This is a genomic window from Agrococcus lahaulensis DSM 17612 (genome assembly GCF_000425105.1).
Lineage (GTDB): Bacteria > Actinomycetota > Actinomycetes > Actinomycetales > Microbacteriaceae > Agrococcus > Agrococcus lahaulensis.
This window is the reverse complement of sequence record NZ_KE384303.1, coordinates 232,339-255,029: the sequence shown is the minus strand read 5'-3', so window position 1 is coordinate 255,029 and position 22,691 is coordinate 232,339. Positions and strand designations below refer to the sequence as shown.

15 protein-coding genes are annotated in these 22,691 nt (G+C 76.0%); 3 read left to right on the top strand and 12 right to left on the bottom strand.

Features of this window, described 5'->3' with window-relative positions:
• The first annotated feature begins 8 nt into the window (after window positions 1–8).
• Window positions 9–614, top strand: coding sequence for a hypothetical protein (locus H508_RS15895; protein ID WP_051223259.1), 606 nt, complete (start codon window positions 9–11; stop codon window positions 612–614).
• Between the two features lie 51 nt (window positions 615–665).
• Here the strand turns inward: H508_RS15895 and H508_RS0110600 are convergent, their stop codons facing one another.
• Genes H508_RS0110600 through H508_RS15890 form a run of 3 tightly spaced genes read right to left on the bottom strand, consistent with a single transcriptional unit; the run spans window position 666 to window position 2,727 of the window.
• Window positions 666–1,130 carry a GNAT family N-acetyltransferase gene (locus tag H508_RS0110600; RefSeq protein ID WP_035254752.1) on the bottom strand — a complete coding sequence of 155 codons (465 nt, stop codon included), beginning with the start codon at window positions 1,128–1,130 and terminating at the stop codon, window positions 666–668.
• The gene (gene dxr / locus H508_RS0110595) at window positions 1,127–2,209 is read right to left on the bottom strand and encodes a 1-deoxy-D-xylulose-5-phosphate reductoisomerase (protein WP_035254750.1); all 1,083 of its coding nucleotides are present in this window, start codon (window positions 2,207–2,209) and stop codon (window positions 1,127–1,129) included. Before dxr ends, H508_RS0110600 begins: the two co-directional genes overlap by 4 nt.
• Window positions 2,209–2,727: an OsmC family protein gene (locus H508_RS15890; protein ID WP_051223257.1), complete on the bottom strand. Its 519-nt coding sequence runs from the start codon at window positions 2,725–2,727 to the stop codon at window positions 2,209–2,211. Before H508_RS15890 ends, dxr begins: the two co-directional genes overlap by 1 nt.
• A 66-nt stretch (window positions 2,728–2,793) precedes the next feature.
• Between H508_RS15890 and H508_RS0110585 the strand changes: the two genes are divergently transcribed.
• Together H508_RS0110585 and ald are read left to right on the top strand one after the other, a co-directional pair.
• Entirely contained in the window at window positions 2,794–4,125 is a 1,332-nt protein-coding gene (locus H508_RS0110585) for an aminotransferase class III-fold pyridoxal phosphate-dependent enzyme (RefSeq protein ID WP_026374038.1), read from the top strand.
• The gene (ald, locus tag H508_RS0110580) at window positions 4,125–5,237 is read left to right on the top strand and encodes an alanine dehydrogenase (protein ID WP_026374037.1); all 1,113 of its coding nucleotides are present in this window, start codon (window positions 4,125–4,127) and stop codon (window positions 5,235–5,237) included. The genes H508_RS0110585 and ald overlap by 1 nt, the downstream gene beginning before the upstream one ends.
• Here ald and H508_RS16845 read toward each other — a convergent pair.
• From H508_RS16845 to H508_RS0110535, 9 genes are all read right to left on the bottom strand, one after another.
• Window positions 5,204–7,915 carry an FtsK/SpoIIIE domain-containing protein gene (locus tag H508_RS16845; RefSeq protein WP_051223255.1) on the bottom strand — a complete coding sequence of 904 codons (2,712 nt, stop codon included), beginning with the start codon at window positions 7,913–7,915 and terminating at the stop codon, window positions 5,204–5,206. The two genes, ald and H508_RS16845, sit on opposite strands and share 34 nt — an antisense overlap.
• Before the next feature lie 70 nt (window positions 7,916–7,985).
• On the bottom strand, window positions 7,986–10,139 hold the full coding sequence (locus H508_RS0110570) for a transglutaminase-like domain-containing protein (RefSeq protein ID WP_026374036.1): 2,154 nt from the start codon (window positions 10,137–10,139) through the stop codon (window positions 7,986–7,988).
• On the bottom strand, window positions 10,136–11,314 hold the full coding sequence (locus H508_RS15880) for a DUF58 domain-containing protein (RefSeq protein WP_051223252.1): 1,179 nt from the start codon (window positions 11,312–11,314) through the stop codon (window positions 10,136–10,138). The genes H508_RS0110570 and H508_RS15880 overlap by 4 nt, the downstream gene beginning before the upstream one ends.
• A 2-nt stretch (window positions 11,315–11,316) precedes the next feature.
• Complete coding sequence (locus tag H508_RS0110560) at window positions 11,317–12,309, bottom strand: AAA family ATPase (protein ID WP_425393463.1); 993 nt, start codon at window positions 12,307–12,309, stop codon at window positions 11,317–11,319.
• Window positions 12,310–12,329: 20 nt separating this feature from the next.
• Complete coding sequence (locus H508_RS0110555; protein ID WP_026374034.1) at window positions 12,330–18,014, bottom strand: fibronectin type III domain-containing protein; 5,685 nt, start codon at window positions 18,012–18,014, stop codon at window positions 12,330–12,332.
• A 24-nt stretch (window positions 18,015–18,038) separates the two neighbouring features.
• Window positions 18,039–19,400, bottom strand: coding sequence for a serine/threonine-protein kinase (locus tag H508_RS0110550; protein ID WP_035254747.1), 1,362 nt, complete (start codon window positions 19,398–19,400; stop codon window positions 18,039–18,041).
• Window positions 19,400–20,242, bottom strand: coding sequence for a PP2C family protein-serine/threonine phosphatase (locus H508_RS15875; protein ID WP_051223250.1), 843 nt, complete (start codon window positions 20,240–20,242; stop codon window positions 19,400–19,402). Before H508_RS15875 ends, H508_RS0110550 begins: the two co-directional genes overlap by 1 nt.
• 70 nt (window positions 20,243–20,312) lie before the next feature.
• Window positions 20,313–21,503, bottom strand: coding sequence for an NAD(P)/FAD-dependent oxidoreductase (locus H508_RS0110540; protein ID WP_026374032.1), 1,191 nt, complete (start codon window positions 21,501–21,503; stop codon window positions 20,313–20,315).
• A gap of 9 nt (window positions 21,504–21,512) precedes the next feature.
• Window positions 21,513–22,583: a DUF4192 family protein gene (locus H508_RS0110535; protein ID WP_026374031.1), complete on the bottom strand. Its 1,071-nt coding sequence runs from the start codon at window positions 22,581–22,583 to the stop codon at window positions 21,513–21,515.
• Window positions 22,584–22,691 lie beyond the last annotated feature (108 nt).

The window sequence follows — 22,691 nt, the reverse complement described above, 5'->3', positions numbered from 1 at the left end:
TCACTCGCATGCCAGCTCGAGCCCGCCGCGCGGTCGCCGAGCGCGTCGCGCCCGGCGGCGACGCGCTCGGCCTCATCGCGGGCCTCGTGGGCGTCGCCCTCCTGGTGCTGCTCGTCTTCGTCGCGACTCGGCCGCCCGCCGGGCCGGTGCCGCCCCCGCAGTCGGCGCGCGTCGAAGGAGAGCTCCCCGCCCGGGTCGGCGAGTGGCGCGGCGCGCAGCTCGAGAGCGCCGCGATCGTCATGCGCGCGGGCCGCGACCTGAGCCTCGGCGAGCGCGACGTGCAGCTCGCGGTCATGACGGCGATGGGCGAGTCGAGCCTGCGCGTGCTCGATCGCGGCGACGAGGCGGGGCCCGACTCGCGCGGCCTCTTCCAGCAGCGCGACGGCTGGGGGCCCTACGAGGTGCGCATGGATGCGTACGGCTCGGCCGTGCTCTTCTACCGGGCGCTCGCGCGCGTCGAGGGCCGCGACGCGATGGCGCCGACGCGCGTCGCGCACGCGGTGCAGATCAACCGCGACCCCGACCACTACGCGCGCTGGTGGGACGACGCCGGCGAGGTCATCGCGGCGATCGACGCCGCCGACGTGCGCGTCGTGCTCGACCGCTCGGGCTGACGCCCGCCCCGTGCTCGACCGCTCGGGCTGACGCCCGCCCCGTGCGCCGCGTCAGCCTCGCAGTCGCTTCCGCATGTGCACGTCCGTCTCCGTCGCGGTGCGGCGCACGCCATCGCGGTCGACGTACTCGTACGTCGTCGTCGAGCGCTCTCCCGTCTCGACGTAGCCCAGGCGGCGGTAGAGCGCGGCCGCTCTCGGGTTGTCGACGCCCACGCCGAGCTCGACGAGCGTCGCCCCCATCGCCGCCGCCTCCCGCTCGGCAGCGCCGATGAGCGAGGCGCCGATGCCACGGCCGCGCGCGACCTCGTCGACGAAGAGGTGGCGCAGCTCGGGCACGTCGCCGAGCACGAGCACGCCAGAGCCGAGCGGCTCGCCGTCCTCGAGCGCGACGAGGAAGAGCACCTCGCCCGCCTCCTGCCGGCGCAGGTGCGACGCGGCCACAGCGGCGCCGGGAGGCTCCGACGCCGCGAGCCTCGACGCATCCGCCGCCGTCGCTCGTCGGACCTCGACCGTCACCGGCCGACGCCGCAGATCTCGTCCGCGGCCCGGCGCGCCCAGCGCTCCGCCTGCAGCACGTGCTCGACCGTCAGCTCGCCCGGCTCGTGCTGCTCGAGCACGCGCTCGACCGCCGGCAGGATGTCGAGGAAGCCGATCTCGCCGAGGTGGAAGGCCTGCACCGCCTGCTCGTTCGCGGCGTTGAAGACGGCCGGGAACGTCGAGCCGGCCCGCCCGACGCGCTTCGCGAGCGCGACCGACGGGAACGCATCCTCGTCGAGCGGCTCGAACGTCCACGTCGCCGCGCGCGTCCAGTCGAGCGGCGCGCCGACGCCCTCGACGCGGTGCGGCCAGTCGAGGCCGAGCGAGATCGGGAGCCGCATGTCGGGCGGCGAGGCCTGCGCGATCGTCGAGCCGTCGACGAACTCGACCATCGAGTGCACGATCGACTGCGGGTGCACCGTCACGTCGATGCGATCGAAGGGCACGTCGAACAGCAAGTGCGCCTCGATGACCTCGAGACCCTTGTTCACGAGCGTCGCCGAGTTCGTCGTCACCATCGGGCCCATGTCCCACGTGGGGTGCGCGAGCGCATCCGCGGGGCTCACCGCCGCCATCCGCTCGCGCGACCAGCCTCGGAACGGACCCCCGGATGCGGTGAGCACGAGCCTGCGAACCTCGCGCGCGTCGCCCGCGAGCAAGCACTGCGCGATCGCCGAGTGCTCGGAGTCGACCGGCACGATCTGGCCGGGCTCCGCGCGCTGCATGACGAGGTCGCCGCCCGCGATGAGCGACTCCTTGTTCGCGAGCGCGAGCACCCGGCCCGCGTCGAGCGCGGCGAGCGTCGGCGCGAGGCCGACGGAGCCGGTGATGCCGTTGACCACGACGTCGCACTCGACCGACTCGATCATCGTCACCGCCGCGTCGGCCCCGAGCGCGGCCTCGCCGCCGAACTCCGCCTGCTGCGCCTCGAGGCCCGCGCGGTCGGTGCCCGCGACGAGCCCGACGACCTCGAAGCGGCCCGGGTTCGCGCGGATGACCTCGAGCGTCTGCGTGCCGATCGAACCGGTCGAGCCGAGCACGATCACGCGCCGGCGCATCAGCGCACCTCCTCGGCGTCGGCAGCCCGCTCGTGCTGCGCGACGACCTCGCCGCCCGCGACGATCGTCGGCTCGTGCAGCACCGGGAAGGCGACGGAGGATGCGATGAAGCAATCGCGACCCGCTTGCCCGTGCGCGTCGAGCGCATCCGCCGCTCGCGTCGCGTCGGCGATCGTCACGACCGGGCGCAGCACCGCGCGCGTGAAGCGGCCGCCCGTGCCGCTCGTCTCCATCTCGCCCGTCGCCGCGTCGCGGTAGGCGGTCACGACGATGCCGCGACTCGCCGCCTGGTGGAGGTAGCTGAGCATGTGGCACTGCGCGAGCGCGGCGAGGAGCAGCTGCTCGGGGTTGTGGCGCTCGCGGTCGCCGCGGAACGTCGGGTCGGCGGAGCCGAGGATGTCGGGCAGGCCCTCGACGCGCACGACGTGGTCGCGCGCATAGGAGCGGTGCGTCGCGGTGCCCTCGGCTCCCGCCCCCGTCCACTCGACCTCGACGGCATAGGCGTGTCGCATCGGCATGGCCCCAGCGTAGGCGCGGCCCGCCGGGAGCGCCCGCTGGAGCGCGGTCGGGCGTAGGATCGCGGCATGACTGACACCGTCGCCACCGCGCCCTCCCGCTCGATCGTCACGGAGATCCCCGGCCCGAACAGCCGCGCGCTGCTCGAGCGGAAGGCAGCCGCCGTGCCCCAGGGCATCCCGCACCAGCTGCCCGTGTTCATCGCCGAGGCGCATGACGCGATCATCACCGACGTCGACGGCAACCGCTTCATCGACCTCGGCTGCGGCATCGGCGTCACCACGATCGGCCACACGAACGAGGCGGTCGTCGCCGCGGTGCGCGAGCAGGTCGGGAAGCTCACCCACTCGCTCTTCGGCACGACGCCCTACGAGCCCTACGTGCGCGTCGCCGAGTACCTCGCGAAGCACACGCCCGGCGACTTCGCGAAGAAGACCTTCTTCGTCAACTCCGGCTCCGAGGCCGTCGAGAACGGCGTGAAGATCGCGCGCAAGTTCACGGGCCGCCGCGCGGTCGCCGTTGTCGAGCACGGCTACCACGGCCGCACGAACCTCACGATGACGATGAACTTCAAGCCGGCGCCGTACGCGACCGGCATGGGCCCGCTCGCCTCCGACATCTTCCACGCGCCGGGCTCCTACCCGCTGCACGACGGCCTCGACGGCGCCGAGGCGGCCGAGCGCACCCAGTACTACCTCGAGAAGCACGTCGGCGTCTCCGACCTCGCGTGCCTCGTGATCGAGCCGATCCAGGGCGAGGGCGGCTTCATCGTGCCCGCCGACGGCTACCTGCCCGCGATGCAGGAGTGGTGCACCGAGCACGGCGTCGTGATGATCGCCGACGAGGTGCAGTCGGGCATCTCCCGCACGGGCGCGACCTTCGCCTCGTCGCTGTTCGGCTGGGAGCCCGACATGGTGCTCTCGGCCAAGGGCATCGCGGGCGGCATGCCGCTCGCGGGCGTCACCGGCCGCGCCGAGATCATGGACTCCGTGCACACGGGCGGCATCGGCGGCACCTTCGGCGGCAACCCGGTCTCGTGCGCCGCGGCCGTCGCCGTCTTCGAGCAGATCGAGGAGCACGACCTCAACGCCCAGGCGCAGCGGGTCGAGCGCGTGCTGCGGCCGCTGCTCGACGAGCTCGCCGAGCGCCACGAGGAGATCATCGAGGTGCGCGGGCGCGGCGCGATGCTCGCGATCGAGCTCGTCGACCCCGCGACGGGCGCCCCGGTGCCCGCCGCGCCCATCTCGAAGGCGTGCGGCGAGGACGGCGTGCTCGTGCTCACCGCCGGCACCGACTACAACGTGCTGCGGTTCCTCCCGAGCCTCGCGATCACCGACGACCAGCTGCGCGAGGCGGTCGACGTGATCGATCGCGCGATCGCGAGCACGAAGGCGGCCTGATGCTGATCGGCGTCCCGCGCGAGATCAAGACCGACGAGGCGCGGGTCGCGCTCACCGCGACGGGCGCGACGGAGCTCGTCGCGCACGGCCACGAGGTGCTCGTCGAGTCGGGCGCGGGCGTCGGCAGCGGCATCACGGACGAGGCGTTCGAGGCGGCGGGGGCGCGCATCGTCGCGACGGCCGAGGAGGCCTGGAGCGCGCAGCTCGTGCTCAAGGTCAAGGAGCCCGTCGGGCCGGAGCTCGACCTCCTGCGCGACGACCTGACGCTCTTCGCCTACCTGCACCTCGCGGCGGCACCCGAGCTCGCGCAGGCGCTGCTCGACCGCGGCACGACCGCGATCGCGTACGAGACGGTGCGAGCGCCCGACGGCTCGCTGCCGATGCTCGCCCCCATGAGCGAGGTCGCCGGCCGGCTCTCGGTCGTGCAGGGCGCCTCGCTCCTCACGGCGCCCCAAGGAGGCGCGGGCCTGCTGCTCGGCGGCGTGCCGGGCACGCGCTCGGGCCACACGGTCGTGCTCGGCGGCGGCGTCGCCGGCACGGCGGCGGTCGAGATGGCCGTCGGGCTCGGCTCGCGCGTCACGGTGCTCGACGTCTCGCTCCCGAGGCTGCGCCAGTTCGACACGATCTACGGCGGCCGGGTGCAGACGCTGCACTCGAACCGCGTCACCGTCGAGCAGGCGGTCGTCGACGCCGACCTCGTCATCGGCTCGGTGCTCATCCCGGGGGCGAAGGCCCCGAAGCTCGTCTCGAGCGACATGGTCGAGCGGATGCGTCCCGGCTCGGTGCTCGTCGACATCGCGATCGACCAGGGCGGATGCTTCGCCGACTCCCGGCCGACGACGCACGGCGACCCGACGTTCGACGTGCACGGCACCGTGTTCGCGTGCGTCGCGAACCTCCCCGGCGCCGTGCCGCGCACCTCGACGGAGGCGCTCACGAACGCGACGCTCGCCGCGACCCTGAAGCTCGCGGACCTCGGCTGGCGCGACGCGCTGCAGGCCGACGCCGGTCTCGCGGCCGGCCTCAACACCACGGGCGGACGGGTGGCGCACGAGGGCGTCGCCTCGGCGCTCGGTCTTCAGCCCGCATCGGTCGCGTCGCTGCTCGGATAGCGGAGCCTCGCGAAGCGCCCGTCCTGGAGCACCCAGGCGGGCGCTTCGCGCATCGGCGGCGCAGGCGGCGCGTGCCGCAGCACCTGCCGGAGCGCTCGCTCGTCGACGCCGAGCACGACGACAGGGCGCTCGGCGCGGAGCCGGTCGAGCTCGCCCCACGCCGCCTCCCACTCGGCGACCGAGCCGACGACCGCCGCGGCGCTCGCACCGGAAGCCGGCCGCGCCGCGCTCGCGAGCGCCGGCGGCAGCGCGGCACCGGCGCCCATCACGACCGCGACGGGCCCGGCCGGCATCGGCACGGACACCGGTGCGCGCCGCACGGCCCTCGCGTCGGGCAGCGCGAGCTGGATGCGCTCGTCGGCGAGCCACCCGGCGCCGGGCGGCAGCCCGGCGTCGTGCAGCGCGCCCGCGCCGCCCGCGACGATGTGCTCCTGCCGGCTCGCGATCCGCAGCAGCACGCGCGTCTCGGCGAGCGCCGCGACCTGGCTCATCGCGCTCGAGACCCGGCGCGCGGTCAGCGCGACAGGGGCGCCCTCGCGCATGCGGCGCAGCAGCAGCTGCACCGCGATCGCCTGCTGCGACTCACCGAGCCGCGCGAGCTGCAGGTCGAGGTCGTCGACGACGAGCGGGCCGGGCTCCTCGAGCGCGTCCCACAGCGCGTCCTCACGATCGACGACGGCGACGCCGAGCTGGCCCGCGAGGAGGTCGGCGAGGCTCGAGCGACCGCTGCCCGCGCCCCCGATCGCGAGGAGCGGCCCGTCGGTCGCCGGCCGCCACCGCGCGGGCTCGACGGCCTGCCGCGCGGGCCGGTCGACGAGGCCGAGCCGCACTTCGCGCCCGTCGCCGCGCCCGTCGGCACCCGCCGCGTCGCCCGCCGCGTCGACGGCCCCGCTGGCAAGCGGCACGTCGGCGAGCCGCACGCGCGCCGGCAGCGGCTCGCGCCACGGCCGCGGTGGCCTCGGCATCGCCGCGGAAGCCGAGACGAGCCGCTGCAGGAGCGCGGGCGAGGCGAGCGCGGCCTGCGCGAGCCGCGTCGCGCCGCCGCTCACGCGCACGACGCAGCGGCCGCGCGCCTCGAGCGGGATCGCCGCCGCCTCGGGGCTCCCCGTCACGGCGACGGCGTCGGCCTCGGACGTGACGCGCAGCGAGATGCGGATGCCGCAGTTGGCGAGCAGCGCGTCGCGCACCGCGTCGGCGGGCCGCTGCGTGCACAGCACGAGGTGCACGCCGAGCGAGCGGCCGCGCGCCGCGAGGTCGACGAAGAGCCGGTGCAGGTCGGGCAGCTCGTCGAGCATCGCCGCGAACTCGTCGACGACGATCACGAGCCGCGGCAGCCCCGTCGCCTCCTCGATCGAGCGCGCGCCGCGCTCGGCGAGCTCGCGCTCGCGCCGGCGCAGCTCGGCGCGCAGGCTCTCGATCGCTCGGCGCGCGCCTGCCTCGTCGAGGTCGGTCATGACGCCCACGACGTGCGCGAGCGCGTGGAGCGCGGCGAACGACGCGCCGCCCTTGAAGTCGACGAGCAGGAACGACACCTCCGCGGTCGAGCGGCCCGCCGCCATCGCCGCGACCCACGCGACGAGCAGCTCGCTCTTGCCCGCGCCGGTCGTGCCGCCCACGACCGCGTGCGGACCGTCGCGCTCGAGGTCGAGCGCGATCGGGGCATCGGCGACGAGGAACACCGCCTCGAGGCCGCGCTCGCCCGCCGGAAGCGCGTCGAGCTCGGCCCGGGCGGGGAGCGCGCCGGCGCGGCGGAGCCCCGCGTGCTCGGCCGCGAGCGCGAGCGAGCGGGCGGCGCTCGCCGCCTCGCGGACGCTGAGCGCCGTCGGCTCGAGCTCGCGGCTCGCGAGCCGGGCGGCGTCGAGCGCGGCGCGCACGACGACGCGGCACTCGCGCGGCAGGAGGGACGGCGCGGGCGCGACCGCGATCGTCACGTCGACGTCGTCGCCGACGACGCGCACGTGCCGCCCCGGCTCCCGGTGCACGGGGTGCGGGAGCGGCGCGAGCCAGTCCCACATCCCGTCGTCGGGGGCGATCACCTCCGCCTCGTCGGGCGCGACGGCGTCGAGCACCTGCACGAGCGCGGCGCGGGCGAGCGCGGCCGCGATCGCGAGCGGGCCGACGAAGCCGATCCCCGCGCGCGCGTCGACCGTCACCGGCCCCTCGACGACCGCCGCGGCCGAGCGCAGCCTCGCGGCCTCCGCCGCCGCGCCGAGCCGCTCGGCGGCGGGATCGCTCGACGGGACGACCCCCTCGACGACGATGCCCGAGGGCAGCGCGCCGACGCCGAGCACGACCTCGAGCGGCGCACCGCGCTCGCGCCGCCAGCGGTGCGGGTCGTGCGGCGGGCGCGCCGCGACGCGGCGGGCGTCGGGGTGCGCGACCTCGAGCTCCCGCCGCCGCTCCCCGACCGCCCGGTCGATGCGCTCCGCGGCATCGGCGGTCTCCGCTCGCCAGCGCGCCTCCTCGCGGCGCGCTCGCGCTCGGCGCACGCGCCGGCCGTCGCCGAGGCTCGCGAGCGCGATCACCGGTCCGAGCAGCGCGAGCACGAGCACGGTCGGCGTCTGCAGCAGCAGCCACATCGCGACGGCGCCGAGCACGGGCGCGAGGCTCGCGAGCAGCGGGAACGAGGCGGGCTCCGGCTCGACGGGCGGGCGCGGGAGGTGGATGCGCGACTCCATGGCGGCAGGGTGCCGCGCGACGGCGCGGGGGTGCGCCGTCGCGCGGCGGGCCTGTGGACATCGCCTCCGGCTAGCGCCGCGCGAGCGAGGCGGGGTTCAGCCGCGCGAGCAGCGGGCGCAGCCGGCCCTCGTCCTCGTCGCGGCGCTCGAGCACCGCGTCGCTCAGCTCCCACGCGGCGTCGACCTCGGGCTCGCTCGGGGGCCTGGGCGCGAACACCGCGCGGTCCACGCGGTGCGCGAGCTCGCGCATCCGGTCGTCGTCGCCCGCCTGCTCGAGCCGCGTGCCCGCGTCGGGCGCCGCGTCGCCGCGATCCCGCAGGCCGTCGACCAGCTCCGCCCACGCGCCCTCGGCGCGGTCGCGCGGATCGTCGGCGCGGCGGCGGCGCCTGCGGCGCAGGACCTTCGCGACCACGAGCCCGACCGGGAGCGCGGCGACGAGCGCGAGCAGGCCCAGCACCGCGCTCGCCGCGCCGAGCGCCGCGAGCAGCCTCGAGGCGCCGTCCTCGCTCCGCTCGGGCGCGTTCGGCGCCGCCGCGTCCGCACCCTGGCGCTGCCCGCCCGGCGCGGGTGCCGGCGCCTGCTGCGCGGGCGGCTGCTCCACGATCGCCGGCGCGCCCTGCTCCTGCTCGGGGATGGGCCGCGGAGCGGGCGAGACGTCGATGCCGACCCAGCCCGCCGACGTGCGCACCTCGATCCACGCATCCGCGTCGGCGCCGACGACCGGCGTCGGCTGGCCGGGCTCGATCGCGTCGGGCGTGAAGCCCACCACGACGCGCGCGTCGAAGCCGAGCTGGCGCGCGAGCAGCATCGCCGCCGTCGAGTACTGCTCGGCGTCGCCGATCATCGGCTCGGAGAAGAGCTCGGTGAGCCGCTCGCGGGAGTGGCCGGGCCGCGAGGTCGCCTCGTCCTCGAGCACGCCGTGGCTGATGTAGCCGCTCGCGCGCATGCCCTCGACCATCGCGTGCAGGCGCGCGCCCGGCGTCTCGGCGTCGCGCGTCCAGGCGGCGAGCGCGGTGAGCATCTCCTCCGGCAGCTCGATCGCGGCGCGCACCGGGTCGGCTGGCACGAGCTCCCGCACCTGCTCGGGCGGCACGATCGGCGCGCCCTGCTCGACCTGCATCTGGAAGCCGTCGCCGGGCCGCAGCCCCGCCTCGACGATGAGCGTGCGCAGGTCGCGGTCGCGGTGGAGCGTCGAGCCGAGCTGCTCGGCGCGCTCGCCGACGAAGCGCACCCCGCTCGGCACGCCGACCGTCGGCAGCCACGGGGTCGAGAGCTCGTCGATCGTGATGCCGACGAGCCGGCCGCTGCCCTCCTCGGCGCTCGCGACGCGCTCGAAGCCGGCGCGCTCGACCGTGAGCACCTCGCCGTCGTAGCCGTCGAGGGCGGCGATGCGGATGCGGTCCCCCGGCACGAGGCCCGTGGCGGTGAGCTGGCGGGCACCGCGCCGATCCTCCGCCCAGAACGAGCGGTAGGAGGCCATCGGCGACGCGCCGGGCAGCTCCACCGACGACGTGCTCCCGCCGCGCAGCACGACGCGCTCCGGCAGCTCGACGAGCGCACCCGCCGTGCCCGCCGCGGCCGCGGCGACGACCGCGACCGCGACGCCCGCGCCGACGCGCCGCGCGAGCGACGAGAGTGCGCGCGGTGCGCGGCTGCGGCGCCTCGCCTGCCGCACGACGGTGATGTACGCCCCGATCGGCACGAGCGCGATCATGCCGAGCAACCATGGGACGGGCATCGCGAGCGGCCCCCAGAGGATCGCCCACACGCCGATGACCGCGGGCACGAGCGCCGCCGACTCCGCCGATCGCGAGCGCAGCGCGATCCACACGCCGATGAGGGTGCCGAAGAGCACGAGCAGCACCGGCGCCATGAGCAGCGAGTCGCTCGTGCCGACCGGCAGCCCGATCGTCAGCAGCCTCCGCCAGGCGAGCACCGCTGCGGCCGCCGCGTCGACGAGCCCCTCGCCCCACTCGCCGCGCCCGATGCGCTGCGGGGCGGTGAGCGGCACGGCGAGCACCGCGAGCGCGACGAGCGCGACGAGCAGCATCGACAGGGACCCCCAGCGGCGCACCGCGCCGAGGACGCCGATGCCGGCGCCGACGAGCAGCGAGACCGAGACGGCGACGACGAGCTGGAGGGTGCCGAAGATCCACCACATCGGCACGCACGCGGCCGCGATCGCGAGCATGAGCAGCCCGACGCTCGGCGCGCGGCGGATCACGCTCGCCCCGCGTCGCCGATGCCGCGCGAGAGGTCCTCGATCGCGCCGACGGTCGCGACGTCGGCGTCGCCGAGCCGCGCCCTCGTCGGCACCGCGCCGACCGCGGCGCGCACGACGACCGAGACGACGCCCTCGGGCATGCCGTTCGCGGCGGTGCGCAGCTCCCGCGGCGGCACGGTCGAGCCGGTGATGAGCCACGCGACGCTGCCGCGCGCGGTGCTGCGCGACGCGCGCGCCGCGGCCGCGATGCCGACGCCGCCGCGGGGCTCGAGCACCGCGAGCGCGTCGAGCAGCCGGTCGCGGGTGGCGGCGTCGATCGGCCGCACGGGGCCGCGCTCCGCGCGCGGGCTCTCGACGATGCGCAGCGATCGGCGGTCGGCGATCGCGGCGAGGCCGAGGGTGCCGACGATCGAGAGGGCGAGCTCGAAGTCGTCGCCGTCGTACTCGCGCGGGTCGGTCGAGAGCACGATGAGCGTGTCGGCGCGGCGCGAGGGCTCGAACTGCCGCACGAGCAGCGAGCCGTGGCGCGCGCTCGAGCGCCAGTGCACGAGCCGCCGGTCGTCGCCCGGCGCGTACTCGCGCAGGCTGTGGAACGAGACGTCGTCGGCGGTGCGCTCCGCGGCCGCCTCGCCCTCGAGGTCGCGCACGATGCCGCCCGCGCCGCCCGGCAGCCGCACGACGCGCGGGTGCACGACGAGCGTGCGCGTCTCGGTGAGCCGGTGGCGGCGCTCGAGCACGCCGAAGGGATCGGTGCGCATGATCGTCGCGGGCCCGATCGTGCGCAGCCCGCGGCGGCTCGTGTCGAGCGGCACGGAGCGCAGCACCTTGCCGCCGACGCCGAGCGACGGGATCTCGAGCACGGCCTCCTCGTCGCCGATGTCGAGGTCGATCTGCCGCGGCGTCGCGGCGCGCGTCGGGCGCGACACCTCGATGAGAGCGAGCGCGTCGGCGCCGACCGGCACGCGCTCGGCGCTCAGGCCGATGCGGGCGCGCGCCCAGCGCTCGCCGACGATCCACGGGATCGCGCCGACGAGCAGCGTCGCCGCCGCGACGGCCGAGACGAGCGCCTCCGCCCAACCGAGGGAGCGGGCGAGGAAGACGCCGAGCGCGACGACCGCGAGCAGCGCCCAGCCCCACGGGGTGATGGCGCGCAGGGCGGCGTCGAGCCAGCGCATCGTCAGCGCCTGGGCGGCGCCACGGTGAGCATGAGCTGCTGCACGATGCTCTCGGGCCGGACGTCGTCGAACTCCGCCTCCGGCTGCAGCACGAGGCGGTGCGCGAGCGCCGGCACGGCGAGCGCCTTCACGTCGTCGGGGGTCACGTAGTCGCGGCCGTGGATCGCGGCCCACGCGCGCGCCGTCCGCACGAGCGCGAGCGCGCCGCGCACCGAGACGCCGAGCCGCACCTCGTCGGCCTCGCGCGTCGCGTCGACGAGCCGCGCGACGTAGTCGACGATCGACGCCTCGACGTGCACGCCGCGCACCGCGCGAGCGAGCGCCTGCACGAGGCGCACGTCGGCGACCGGCTCGATCTCCTCGGGTGCGATCTCGTCGCCCGAGTCGGCGAGGATCCGCAGGGTCGACGCGTGGTCGGGGTAGCCGATCGACGCCTTGAGCGCGAATCGGTCGAGCTGCGCCTCGGGCAGCTGGTAGGTGCCGGCGTGCTCGACCGGGTTCTGCGTCGCGATGACCATGAACGGCTGCGGCACGGCGTGCGCGATCCCGTCGACCGTGACCTGCCCCTCCTGCATCACCTCGAGCAGCGCCGACTGCGTCTTCGGGCTCGCGCGGTTGATCTCGTCGGCGAGCACGACGTTCGCGAACACCGGCCCCCGCCGGTACTCGAACTCCCCTGAGCGCTGGCTCCAGACGCTCACGCCCGTGATGTCGCCCGGCAGCAGGTCGGGGGTGAACTGGATGCGGTTGGACGTCCCCGAGATCGCCGTCGCGAGCGCGCGGGCGAGGGAGGTCTTGCCGGTGCCCGGGTTGTCCTCGATCAGCAGGTGCCCGTGGCTCAGCATCGCGGTGAGCGAGAGCTGCACGACGTGCGGCTTCCCGACGAGCACGCGCTCGACCTGCTCGACGACCCGCTCGGCGAGCTCCTGGATGGTCGAGACGTCGACGCCCGCGTCGACTGCCCGCACGTCCGCCCCCGCCCTCGCGTCCACCACAGTGGGCTCCTCCCTGCCGGTCACAGCCCGCAATCCGCCTCGGTCGGCGACGGATCCCTGTGAGGCCCGGACTCCAGATAGGTTACTTGGCCCCATGCCTGCACTCGCGTCGCGCCGGCGGGCACCGCTTGGGTCGCCGGCCGCTCGCTCGTCCACGAGCCGCCGACGAGGTAGCGAGCGAGGACCTCGTCGACCGCGAGCGGCGTCGCGTTGCCCTCGACGCTCGCCTCGAGCGGCACGAGCGGGCGGCACGCCTCGATCGTGGCGCGGAGCCGCAGCGGCACGACCGGGCCGACGGCCGTCGCCTCCGAGCAGACGCCCTGGGTCGCTCCCGGCGCGCACGCGCGCACGTCGACGCCGACCTGCTCCCCGTACTGGAACGCGGCGCTCGAGGGCGTGAGCCACGTGCCGGCTTGCGCGCGCTGCCAGGGGCCGCCCGCGACCCGCGCCTCGAGCCACGTGCCGCTCGCGAGCGCCGGGGCGCGATCGAGGCGCGCGTCGAGGGCGTCCTCGCGCACCTCCGTGACCACGTCGACGGCGGATGCGTCCACGGGCGCGGGTCTGCCGAACACCGGCTCCGAGACGGAGACCGAGCAGTGCCAGCCGTTGTCGGCGGTGACCGCGACGATGACGCGCGCGCCCTGCGCGACGGGCAGGGTCGCGCTGAGGGCCGCGCTCCCGCCGGGGTTGCCGCCGCCGGCGCTCGAGCACGACGGCCGCTCGCCGACCGGCACGACGCGGGCGGCGTAGCGCACGGCGGCCGCGCCCGCGGGATCCGCCGCGGCCCACCGCACGGTGACGCTCCCGCCGTCGTGGCCCGTCACAAGCACGGGCGTCGTGCCCGGCAGGCCGACGGCCGTGAACGGCACGGGCGCGGCGGGCCAGCGCCACGCGGTGTCGGGCACGCCCGCGCGGTTCGCGGCGGCGACCTCGATCGAGTACGCGCGGCCGGGCGTGAGCCCCGAGATGACGCTCTGGCGCTCGGCGGGCCCGACGCGCACGAGCTGGTCGAGGCCCGAGCCCGAGACGCGCACGAGGTAGGCCTCGATCGGGGTGCCGCCCGGCGGCTGCGGCACGCCCTGCCACACGACGCGCACCGATCCTGGGGCGCTCGCGGGCGTCGCCTGCACGCCCGGCACGACCGCGGGGAGCCGGTCGGCGTGCACGGGCTCCGACGGCTCGGACGGGGCGCTGTCGCCGAGCGCGTTCGTCGCGATCGCCTGCAGCCGCAGGTCGACGCCCGCGGGCAGGCCCTCGATGCGGCAGCGCGGCGTCGGCCCGCACGCGACGTCGACGCCGCTGCCCACGATGCGGTAGCCCGTGATGGGGCTGCCGTTGCTCGCGGGCGGATCGATCGCCATCGTCACGACCCCGTCGACGTGCTCGTCGAACGCCTGCACGGGCGGCGCCGGCGCGTCGGGCACGTCCTGCACCGTCACCGCGATGGGGCTCCACACGCCGCGCTCGGGCACGCCGGCGGCATCGAGCACGAGCACCTGCACGATCGTCGTGCCGATCGCCGCGGTCGCCGAGGCGGAGACTCGCACGGTCGCCCCGTCGACCACCGCCGTGATGCCGCGCTGCTCGGCGCCCGTCACGCGCAGGTCGCCGATCCGCAAGGGAGTCTCGGGGAACGGGTTCGACGCCTCGTCGTTGTCGAGCGGCTGCACCTCGGCGCTCGTGCCGCGCTGCACCGTCACGGCGTCGGGCTCGGGCGCGACGAGCGGCTTCGTCGTGGAGATGACCGCGAGCGCGACGGTGCCGGGGAGCCCCTCGCCCGCCGCGTCGCGCACGCCGACGCGCAGCTCGGCACGCGTGCCGCGGTCGGTGCGGTCGAGCGCCCGCACCGTGAGCGTCGAGCCGTCGATCACCGCCTGGAAGCCGTTCGGCACCTCGTCGAGCATTGACCACGTCGCGCCCTCGAGCCGGGCGGGGTCGGGCGCGCGCGTGATGCGGGCGAGGTCGATCGAGCGCTCGGTGCCGGGCTCGAGCTGCACGAACGAGCCGAGCACCGTGAGGGGCACGTTCTCGCCCGGCAGCACCTCGATCGGCAGCACGATCGTGCCGACGCGGCCGTCGGGATCGGTCGGGCTCTCGCCGTCGGTGACCTCGAACGTGATGCTCGCGGGCCCGAAGTACCCCGGCTCCGGCACGAATCGCAGCGTCTTCTCGTCGATCACGGGGTTCGAGCCGTCCGTCGGCGCTGCGCGAACGGCGCTCGCGTCGGTCAGCATCGCGCCGTCGCCGTCGACGGTGTCGACGACGTCGTCGATCGCGATCTCGAGCGTCTCGCCCGCGCGCGCCTCGAGCGGCGCGACGCCGGGCTTGAGCTGCGGGAGCGCGTCGTCGCGACCCGGCACCGCGATGACGGCCGTCGCGCTCGCGCCCTCGGCGTCGTCGCGCTCGACCGTGAACGGCACGAAGCGCGTGCGGTCGGCGATCGCGATCTCGATCGAGCCGTCGTCGCGCAGCGTCACCCCTTCCGCGGGCAGCGGGAGGCTGGCGCGCAGCACGTCCGCCCGGCCGTCGCGCACCGTCGCCTGCGCGAGCGGGTCGATCCGCACCGCCTCGGCCGATGCGATCGACTGGATCGGCACCTGCACGTCGGTGACGTCGGGCGCGGGCGGCGGCGCGTCGGGTTCGACGTCGATGCGGAGCCAGCTCGAGGCGGCCGTGCCGGCGGAGTTCTCGACCGTGACGACGACGCCCATGTCGGTCGCGTCGGGCGCGGCCGAGACGAGCACGGCTCCCTCGCGGATCGACGCGGTCGCACCTGGCGAGGCGGTCTCGACGTCGACGATCTCGAGCGGCAGCCCGGCGGGGTCGCGGTCGTTGTCGAGCACCGGCACGACGAGCGTCGAGTCGGGCCGCATCGCTGCCGAGTCGGCGCCGAGGACGGGCGGCAGCGCCGGCCCCTGCTCGACGACCACGACGCGCACGACGCCCTCCCCGGTCGCGCCGAGGTCGTCGGCCACGCGGTAGCGGAACTCGTCGGTGCCGCGGGAGTAGTCGCCCGCCTGGTAGCGCAGCGTCGAGCGCCCGAGCTGCGTGACGAAGCCGAGCGTCGGCGCGGTCGAGGGTCCGAGCAGCTGCACGGGATCACCGTTCGGGTCGGCGTTCGAGAGCGGCAGCGCGAGGTCGACGGTCGCGCCCGCGACGACCCGCACCTCGATCGTCGGCGCGGCCGGGGCCGCGTTCGTCGTGCGCGCCGCCTCGGCGACCTGCATCGTGATGCCGGCCGTCGCCGATTGCCCGTCGGGCCCGCGCACGGCGTAGTCGGCCGTGAAGGTGCCGGGCTCGTCGGGGGCGACGAACCGCATCCGGTCGCCGTCGACGAACAGCAGGCCCGCCTCGGGCGGGGCGACGATCGCGGGATCGAGCTCCAGGGCGAGCCCGTCGGGCTGCTCGTCGTTGACGAGCACGGGGATGTCGACGAGGCCGCCGGGCCGCACGGTCACCTCGTCGTCGCGCGCGATCGGCGCCTGCAGCGCCGCCGAGCCGCTCGACGAGACGCGCAGCTCGCCCTCGGCGCTCTGCACGCCGTTCGTGACGGCGTAGCGCACCGTCGCCTGCTGCGCGAGCTCGTCCGTGAGCGAGAGCCGCAGCTGCTCGGCGTCGACGACCTCGGCCCGCACGGCGCTGTCGTCGCTCGCAGCCGAGGTGAGCGCGACGACGCCGCCCGAGGGGTCGAGGGCGAGCTCGTCGACGTCGATCTCGACCGTGCCGAGCGCCGGGAGCGCCGCGCGCGCCGGTGTCGTGATGGGCGGGCTCGACGCGTCCGCGGCCTCGAGCACGCGCACGGCGACGCGCCCCTCCTGCGTCGCGGTGCCGTCGGTGACGACGTAGGAGAAGCGCATGAGCCCCGCGTCGGTCGGCTGCACGCGGATGGTGCCGTCGGCGAAGCTCGGCTCCACGGGGTAGTTCGGCGCGACGACGTTGTGGAGGCTCAGCTCGCCCGCGCCGCCCTGGGCCGCGAGGAGCGGCTCGAGCACGAGCTGCTGGCCGACGCGCGTGACGGCGGTGACGGGCTGCGCCGAGATCGGCACCGCGCCGGCGTGCACCGTCAGCACGATCTCCGCGGTCGCCTCGGCCTGGCCGTCGGTGACCGTCACGAGCACCCGCCGCTCGGTGCCCGAGCCGCCGTCGGTGAACTCGAGCCGCCCGTCGGGGCGCACGCTCACGCGGTCGGGAGCGGCGGCCTCGGCGCGGACGACCGCGAGCGCGTCGCCCTCGGGATCGACCCAGCCGTCGAGCGCGTCGAGCGCGATCGTCGTGCCAGCCTCGAGCGTCGCGCGCACGGGGCGCTCGAGCACGGGCGGCTCGTTGCCCTCGCGCAGCGTGACCGTCGCGACCGCGCGGTCGCTCTCGGCGCCGTCCGAGATGCGGTAGTCGATGCGGGTCGCGCCCGCCGCCGGCGCCTCGAAGCGGATGCCCCGCCCGTCGGGGGTGATGGTGGCGGATGCGTCGTCCCGGTCGAGCGCGACGTCGGTGATCAGGATGGGGTCGCCGTTGGCGTCGCTGTCGTTGAGCAGCACGGGCAGCACCGTCACCTCCCCCGCGCGCGCCCCGAGGTCGTCGTCCTCCGCGACGGGAGGCTCGGGCGCGGCCTCGACGGCCTCCTCGACGGCCTCCCCGTCGATCGGCGCCTCGGGCGCGGGCTCGTCGTCCTCGAGCTGCCAGCCCGTGATGCGACGGCCGTCGCGGTCGATCGACCACGCGTCGCCCGAGCCGACGTCGGTCACCGCGGTCGCGCTCCCGCGCTGCACGATCCGCAGGCTCGCATCGATCGGCACGCCCTGGAGCGAGAGCACGACCGGCTCCTCGCCCTCGCACGAGCGCCAGCCGGTGCCGCCCTGCCAGGCCGCGTAGGCGCATCCGTCGCTCACGACCGGCCTCGCCGGCTCGCCGCTCGCGCCCGATGCGAGCGTCGTCGCGGCAGGCACGCCGAGCTGCTGCCGCACGAGGGCGGAGTCGGTCGCGTAGAGCACGGCGGCGGCGCTCGGGCCGGGCTCCTGCAGCCGCACGCCCGTCTCGTCGAGGGCGCGCTGCCACGAGCTCGTCGAGAGCACGCCCGAGCCGGCGTCGTAGAGCACCCAGTCGTCGCCGAGCGCGGTGAGCTGCAGGTCGGGCTCGGCGGGCGAGACGGGGGCGCGCTCGCTCGAGACCGTCTCGCCCTCGTCGTCGACGCGCAGCACGCGGCCGAGGCCCGGCGAGGCGGCGAGCAGGCTCTCCTCGCCGAGCACGGCGACGCCGCCGCGGCCGAGCGCCACGACGGGCTCGTCGAGCGGCGTGCCCTCGGCGATCGCGCCCGTCGTCGTGCGCCACACGTCGCCGGTCGCGGGCGACGTGATGACGACGCGGTCGTCGCGCGCCGCGACGACCGCCCCCGCGACGATCGGCACGGCGGGGCCTGCCTGCGACTCGCCCTCACGCACGACCCGCACGGTCGACGCGCTGCGGTCGACGACGACGGTGCCCGAGGGCGTCTGGAGCACCTCGTCGACGCCGCCGACCTGCACGGTGCGCTCGATCGTGCTGTTGGCGGTGTTGGCGAGCCCGATCGCGCCCGCGCTCGCGTTCGCGATCCACACGCTCGAGCCGTCGAGCTCGGGCTCGAGCGCCTGGTAGCCCGGCGCGAGCACGGCGCCCGCGACGAGCCCGGCGGTGAGGAGCCCGCCGAGGACGAGGCCGGCCCGCGCCTTCACGTCGGCTCCCTCATCGCCGCGGCCTCACGGCAGCGGCTCCCCGCACGCCTCGGTCGACTCGCCCGTCGATCCGTCGCGGTTCACCGCGACCCAGATGCACAGGCGCTCGCCCGCGGCGCCCGTGAGCGTGAACTCTCGGCCGCCCTGGATGACGGCATCCCCGGTCGAGGTGCGCACGTGGTAGGTGTCGGTGTCGACGAGGCCCGGGTCCTCCCACGCGAACGCGACCCGGCCCTGCTCGGGACTCACGGCGATGTCCTGCACGAGCGGGATCTGCGACGAGACGCTCGAGAGCGCGAACGCGGCGACGGTGATGATGCCGAGCACGACGGCGCTCGCGGCGGCGATGCCGAGCCCGATCGCGAAGCGCTTCGGCTTCGGCGGCTGGCGCCGGCCCGTCGACTGCGAGATGTCGACGCGGCTGCCCGTGATGCCCGGAGCGCGACGCGACCTGCGCTGCCGCAGCCGCAGCGCATCCGAGTCCTCCTCGACCTCGTCGCCCTCGACGATCGGCTCGGCGGCCCACGCGTCGACCTCGACCTCGATGGGGGTGACCTCGAAGCCGAGCTCGCGCTGCACGCGCTGCAGCTCGCCGAGCAGCTCCTCGACGCTCTCGTGGCGGTCGCCGGGCCGCGCCGCGAGCGCCTTGTCGAGCACGGGCCGCAGCGCCGCCGGGATCGCGCGCGAGGGCAGCAGGTCGTGGGCGATGATGCGCTCGGAGAGCGCCGCGTGGTCGTTCGCACGGCCAGGCTGCTCGGCGGGGCTGCGGCCGGCGATGAGCGAGAAGAGCGTCGCGGCGAGCGACCACACCTCGGTCGCGATCGTGCCGCCCGTCTCGCCGCGCAGCACCTCGGGCGCGGCCCACGGCACCGAGACGCCCGCGGCCTCGCTCGCGTCGTGCTGGAGGCCCGCGATGCCGAAGTCGCTCAGCACGGGGTGCCCGAACGACGTCGTGAGGATGTTCGCGGGCTTGATGTCGCGGTGCAGCACGCCCGCGCGGTGCGCGGTCTCGACCGCGGCGCCGATGCGGATCGCGACCCGCAGCGCCGCTTCGGGCGCGAGCGGCTCGGAGCGGAAGCGCTCGCCGAGCTCGGGGTTCGCGAGCTCCATCACGAGGTAGGGGCGGCCGTCGCTCGCGACCGAGGCGCCGTAGACCGTGAGGATGCTCGGGTGCGACGAGAGGCGACCCATGAGGTTGACCTCGGTGCGGAACGAGCGGCGCACGTCCTCGTCGACGAGCTCGGCGAGCAGCACCTTGACCGCGACGGGGCGCCGCGGCAGCGCCTGCTCGTAGAGGAAGACGTCGGCGTACCCGCCCGTGCCGAGCACGTGGAGGTGCGAGTAGCCGGGCAGGACCGGCGGCGCGGAGGGGAGCCGCCTGGCCATCAGGACCGCCGGGGCTCCTCGTCCCGGAGCGTCGTGCGCGGCACGGTCCGGTCGACGTCGTCGACGCTCGGCGCGCGCGTGACGTCGATGACGATCACCGAGACGTTGTCGCGCCCGCCCGAGTCGAGGGCGGCGGCGACGAGCGCCTGCGCGGCGGCGGCGGGGTCGTCGTGCTCCCACAGCAGGCGCTCGATGTCGACGTCGTGCACTTCCTTCGTCAGGCCGTCCGAGCACACGAGCAGGCGCAGCTGCGGCATGATCGGCAGCAGGAAGTAGTCGGGCACGGGGTCGATGCCGGCGCCGACGCCGCGCGTGACGACGTTCGCCTCCGGGTGCGTCTCGGCCTCCTCCTCGGTGAGCAGGCCCGCGTCGATGAGCTCCTGCACGACCGAGTGGTCGACCGTGATGCGCGTGAGGCGCTCGCCGAGCATCGCGTACGTGCGCGAGTCGCCGACGTTGAAGACCGCGAAGTGGGGCGCGCCCTCGTGCAGCGCGAACGCGCAGCCGGTGACGGTCGTACCCGCCGAGCCCTCGCCGACGCCGAGCAGCTCGATCTCGTCGGTCGCGCGGCGGAGCGCGTCGACGACGTCGATCGGCTCGACGGCCGAGAGCTCGCGCAGGTCGGCGAGCCGCTCGACCACCGCCTTGCTCGCGAGGTCGCCGTGCGAGTGGCCGCCCATCCCGTCGGCGACCGCGAAGACCGGCGGCTGCGTGATGAGGGAGTCCTCGTTGTGCTGGCGGCGGAAGCCGGTGTCGGTCATGCCTGCCCAGCGCACCGCGAACTGCTGGGCCTCGGGGCCCTGTGTCGCGTGCTCGCCGCTCGCCGCTCCGATGTGGGTCACGTCCTCCAGTCTCCCACGCCGCGCGCCCGCTCCTCGCACCCGGCGCTCAGCGGCACCGGGCCGGGAGCCCTCACAAGCGGCCCTTGAGGATGCGGTGCCAGTAGATCTGCGGGAGCGCGTGGCGGTCGAGCGCGTACCAGAGCGGGCTCGAGCGGATCTGGCCGCGTGCCGGGAGCGGGAGCGAGTGGCGCGGGCGCAGCTCGCGGTCGTACTCCCCCAAGGAGAGGCTCCGGCGAGCGGTGGCGACCGGCGCGACGGTGTAGCCGTCGTAGCGCTCGAGCGGCTCGCCCGCGCGCGCTCGGCGGATGTTCTCGACCGCGATCCTCACCTGCTCGCGGAGCGCGCCGCCGGTGCGCGCATCGCCGAGGTCGCCGGTGTCGCCGACGACCCAGACCCTCGGATGCGTCGGGTGGCGCAGCGTCTCGGGGTCGACGGCGGCGAATCCCCCGGTGCCGTCGGCGTCCAGACCGGACGCGCCGATGACGTCGGGAGCGCGGTAGGGCGGGTGCAGGTGGACGAGGTCGGCACGCTCGGGCGTCGTGCCGCGCGGTCCCGCGAGGTCGACCTCCTGGCCGCGGATCGCGACGACGTGCGTCGAGGGCCGCGCCTCGATGCCGTAGCGGTCGAGGTGGCGGCGGATCTCGGCCGCGATCGCGTCGACGGGGTGCAGCCGGTCACCGTCGTGCACGAGGACGACCTCGATCGCGTCGAGCACGCCGTTCGCGCGCCACGTGTCGCACGCGATGAAGAGCGGCTTGAGCGCCGTCTCGCGCCCGGAGACCGGCTGCCCGCGGAGCTCGAAGATCGCGCGGCCGGCGGTGAGCCCGGCGAGGCGATCTCGAGTGCGGGCGAGCTCGGTGTCGACGTAGGTGGTGACGGCCAGGCCGCTCGAGAGCGCCTCCGCCGCGCCGGGGAGCAGGCTCCAGTCGACGACGGCGCCGGTCGCGACGATGAGGTCGCGACCGCGGACGACCGAGCCGTCGGCGCAGCGCACCTCCCGCCGCTCCGGGTCGATCTCGACCGCCGCGGTGCGATGCCACTCGACGCCCTCGGGGATGAGCGACGCCTGCGGCCTCGACAGCTCATCGTCGCTCGCGAGGCCCGTGCCGACGTAGTTCTGCAGTGGCTTGTAGACGTGCCGCTCGGAGGGCTCGATGAGTCCGACGTCGGGGCAGCCGCGGCGCCGGAGGTGGGCCGCTGCCGAGAGGCCGCCGTTGCCCCCGCCCACCACCAGCACGTCGTGCACTCGCTCTGCCGCCATGGCCCGACGCTACTCCCGAGTGGCTGGATGCGCGCCCACCTCCTCCCCGGTCCCGAGCACCCAGTCGGGCGCGCCCTTCGCGTCGACGATGTCGCGCAGCAGCGGAGCCATGGTGAGGGTGGGATCGATCGCCATCGCGAGCTCTGCGCATCGCCCCGCGGTGCGGCCCCGGCCGAGGAAGAAGTGCAGGAAGCCGACGATCACGAGCAGCGGTGCGCGCAGCTCGAGGGGCGTCGCCTCGGCGATCGCCGTCCAGCGGCGCAGCCGGTCGCGGAGCCGGTCGGCGTCGGGGGCCGGCCCGACGCCGAGGAAGCGGTTCGCGGCGGCCTCCGTCGCCGCGTCGCCCTCGATGGCGTCGAGCGTGCGCTCGGCGGCGGCGGTGCCGTCGATCGCGAGCTCGATCGCGAGGTCGCGCTGCGCGGGGCTCACGACGAGCGCGATCGCGAGCGCCGCCGCCTTCGCGGGATCGACCCCGAGCACGCCCGGCCCGACGTCGAGCCGGTCGGCGAGCGAGACCGCGAGCTCGAGCGCCGCGATCGGGTCGTCGCGCGCCGCGGCGACGTCGCCGTCCAGCAGCTCGCCGAGCCACGCGGCGACCTCGAGCGCCGCGGCGCTCCCCCGGCCCTCCGGCACGCCGGGGAGGGACGGCGGCTCGGGCACGCCCGGGGCGGGGTCGTCGAGCAGCTCGAGCTCGGCGAGCGGGCCGCGCGCGCCCGCGGGCGACGAGTAGTCGCCCCACGCGTCGGGCGCGAGCGCGAGCAGCTCGAGCACGCGCATGCCGCTCCGCTCGAGCCGGCGGGCGACGCGGCCGAGCTCGTCGGCGTGCGGCAGGGGGCGTGCGCCGAGCGGCTGCTCGAGGCACGCGACGAGCACGACCGCGTCAGCGCCGCGAGCGCCGCGGCGCACCGCTTGCGCGATCGGCGCGGCCGAGCGGCGATCGGGCAGGTCGAGTGCCATCGGCATGCCCGAGCGCCCTCGCGAGAAGGGCAGGGCGACGAGCGATGGCGCCTCGACGGGCCCGACGAGGCGAGGCAGCATGCGCAGCAGCGACTGCGGGGTGCGGATCTTGACGGTCTCCATGCGCGCAGGGTGCGGCATCCCGCGAGCGGGCCGAGTGCGCTCGGCGAGGGCCTGTGGAGAGCGACGGCGATCGACGGTTGCCGGATACCCCTGGGGGTATATGTTCGC

What these genes read in the sequence shown, in the direction of transcription:
- H508_RS0110550 (WP_035254747.1), bottom strand. Translation starts at nt 19,400, where the DNA reads ATGGCCAGGCGGCTCCCCTCCGCGCCGCCGGTCCTGCCCGGCTACTCG.
- H508_RS0110540 (WP_026374032.1), bottom strand. Translation starts at nt 21,503, where the DNA reads ATGGCGGCAGAGCGAGTGCACGACGTGCTGGTGGTGGGCGGGGGCAAC.
- H508_RS0110535 (WP_026374031.1), bottom strand. Translation starts at nt 22,583, where the DNA reads ATGGAGACCGTCAAGATCCGCACCCCGCAGTCGCTGCTGCGCATGCTG.
- H508_RS15880 (WP_051223252.1), bottom strand. Translation starts at nt 11,314, where the DNA reads ATGCGCTGGCTCGACGCCGCCCTGCGCGCCATCACCCCGTGGGGCTGG.
- ald (WP_026374037.1), top strand. Translation starts at nt 4,125, where the DNA reads ATGCTGATCGGCGTCCCGCGCGAGATCAAGACCGACGAGGCGCGGGTC.
- dxr (WP_035254750.1), bottom strand. Translation starts at nt 2,209, where the DNA reads ATGCGCCGGCGCGTGATCGTGCTCGGCTCGACCGGTTCGATCGGCACG.
- H508_RS15890 (WP_051223257.1), bottom strand. Translation starts at nt 2,727, where the DNA reads ATGCCGATGCGACACGCCTATGCCGTCGAGGTCGAGTGGACGGGGGCG.
- H508_RS0110585 (WP_026374038.1), top strand. Translation starts at nt 2,794, where the DNA reads ATGACTGACACCGTCGCCACCGCGCCCTCCCGCTCGATCGTCACGGAG.
- H508_RS16845 (WP_051223255.1), bottom strand. Translation starts at nt 7,915, where the DNA reads ATGGAGTCGCGCATCCACCTCCCGCGCCCGCCCGTCGAGCCGGAGCCC.
- H508_RS15895 (WP_051223259.1), top strand. Translation starts at nt 9, where the DNA reads ATGCCAGCTCGAGCCCGCCGCGCGGTCGCCGAGCGCGTCGCGCCCGGC.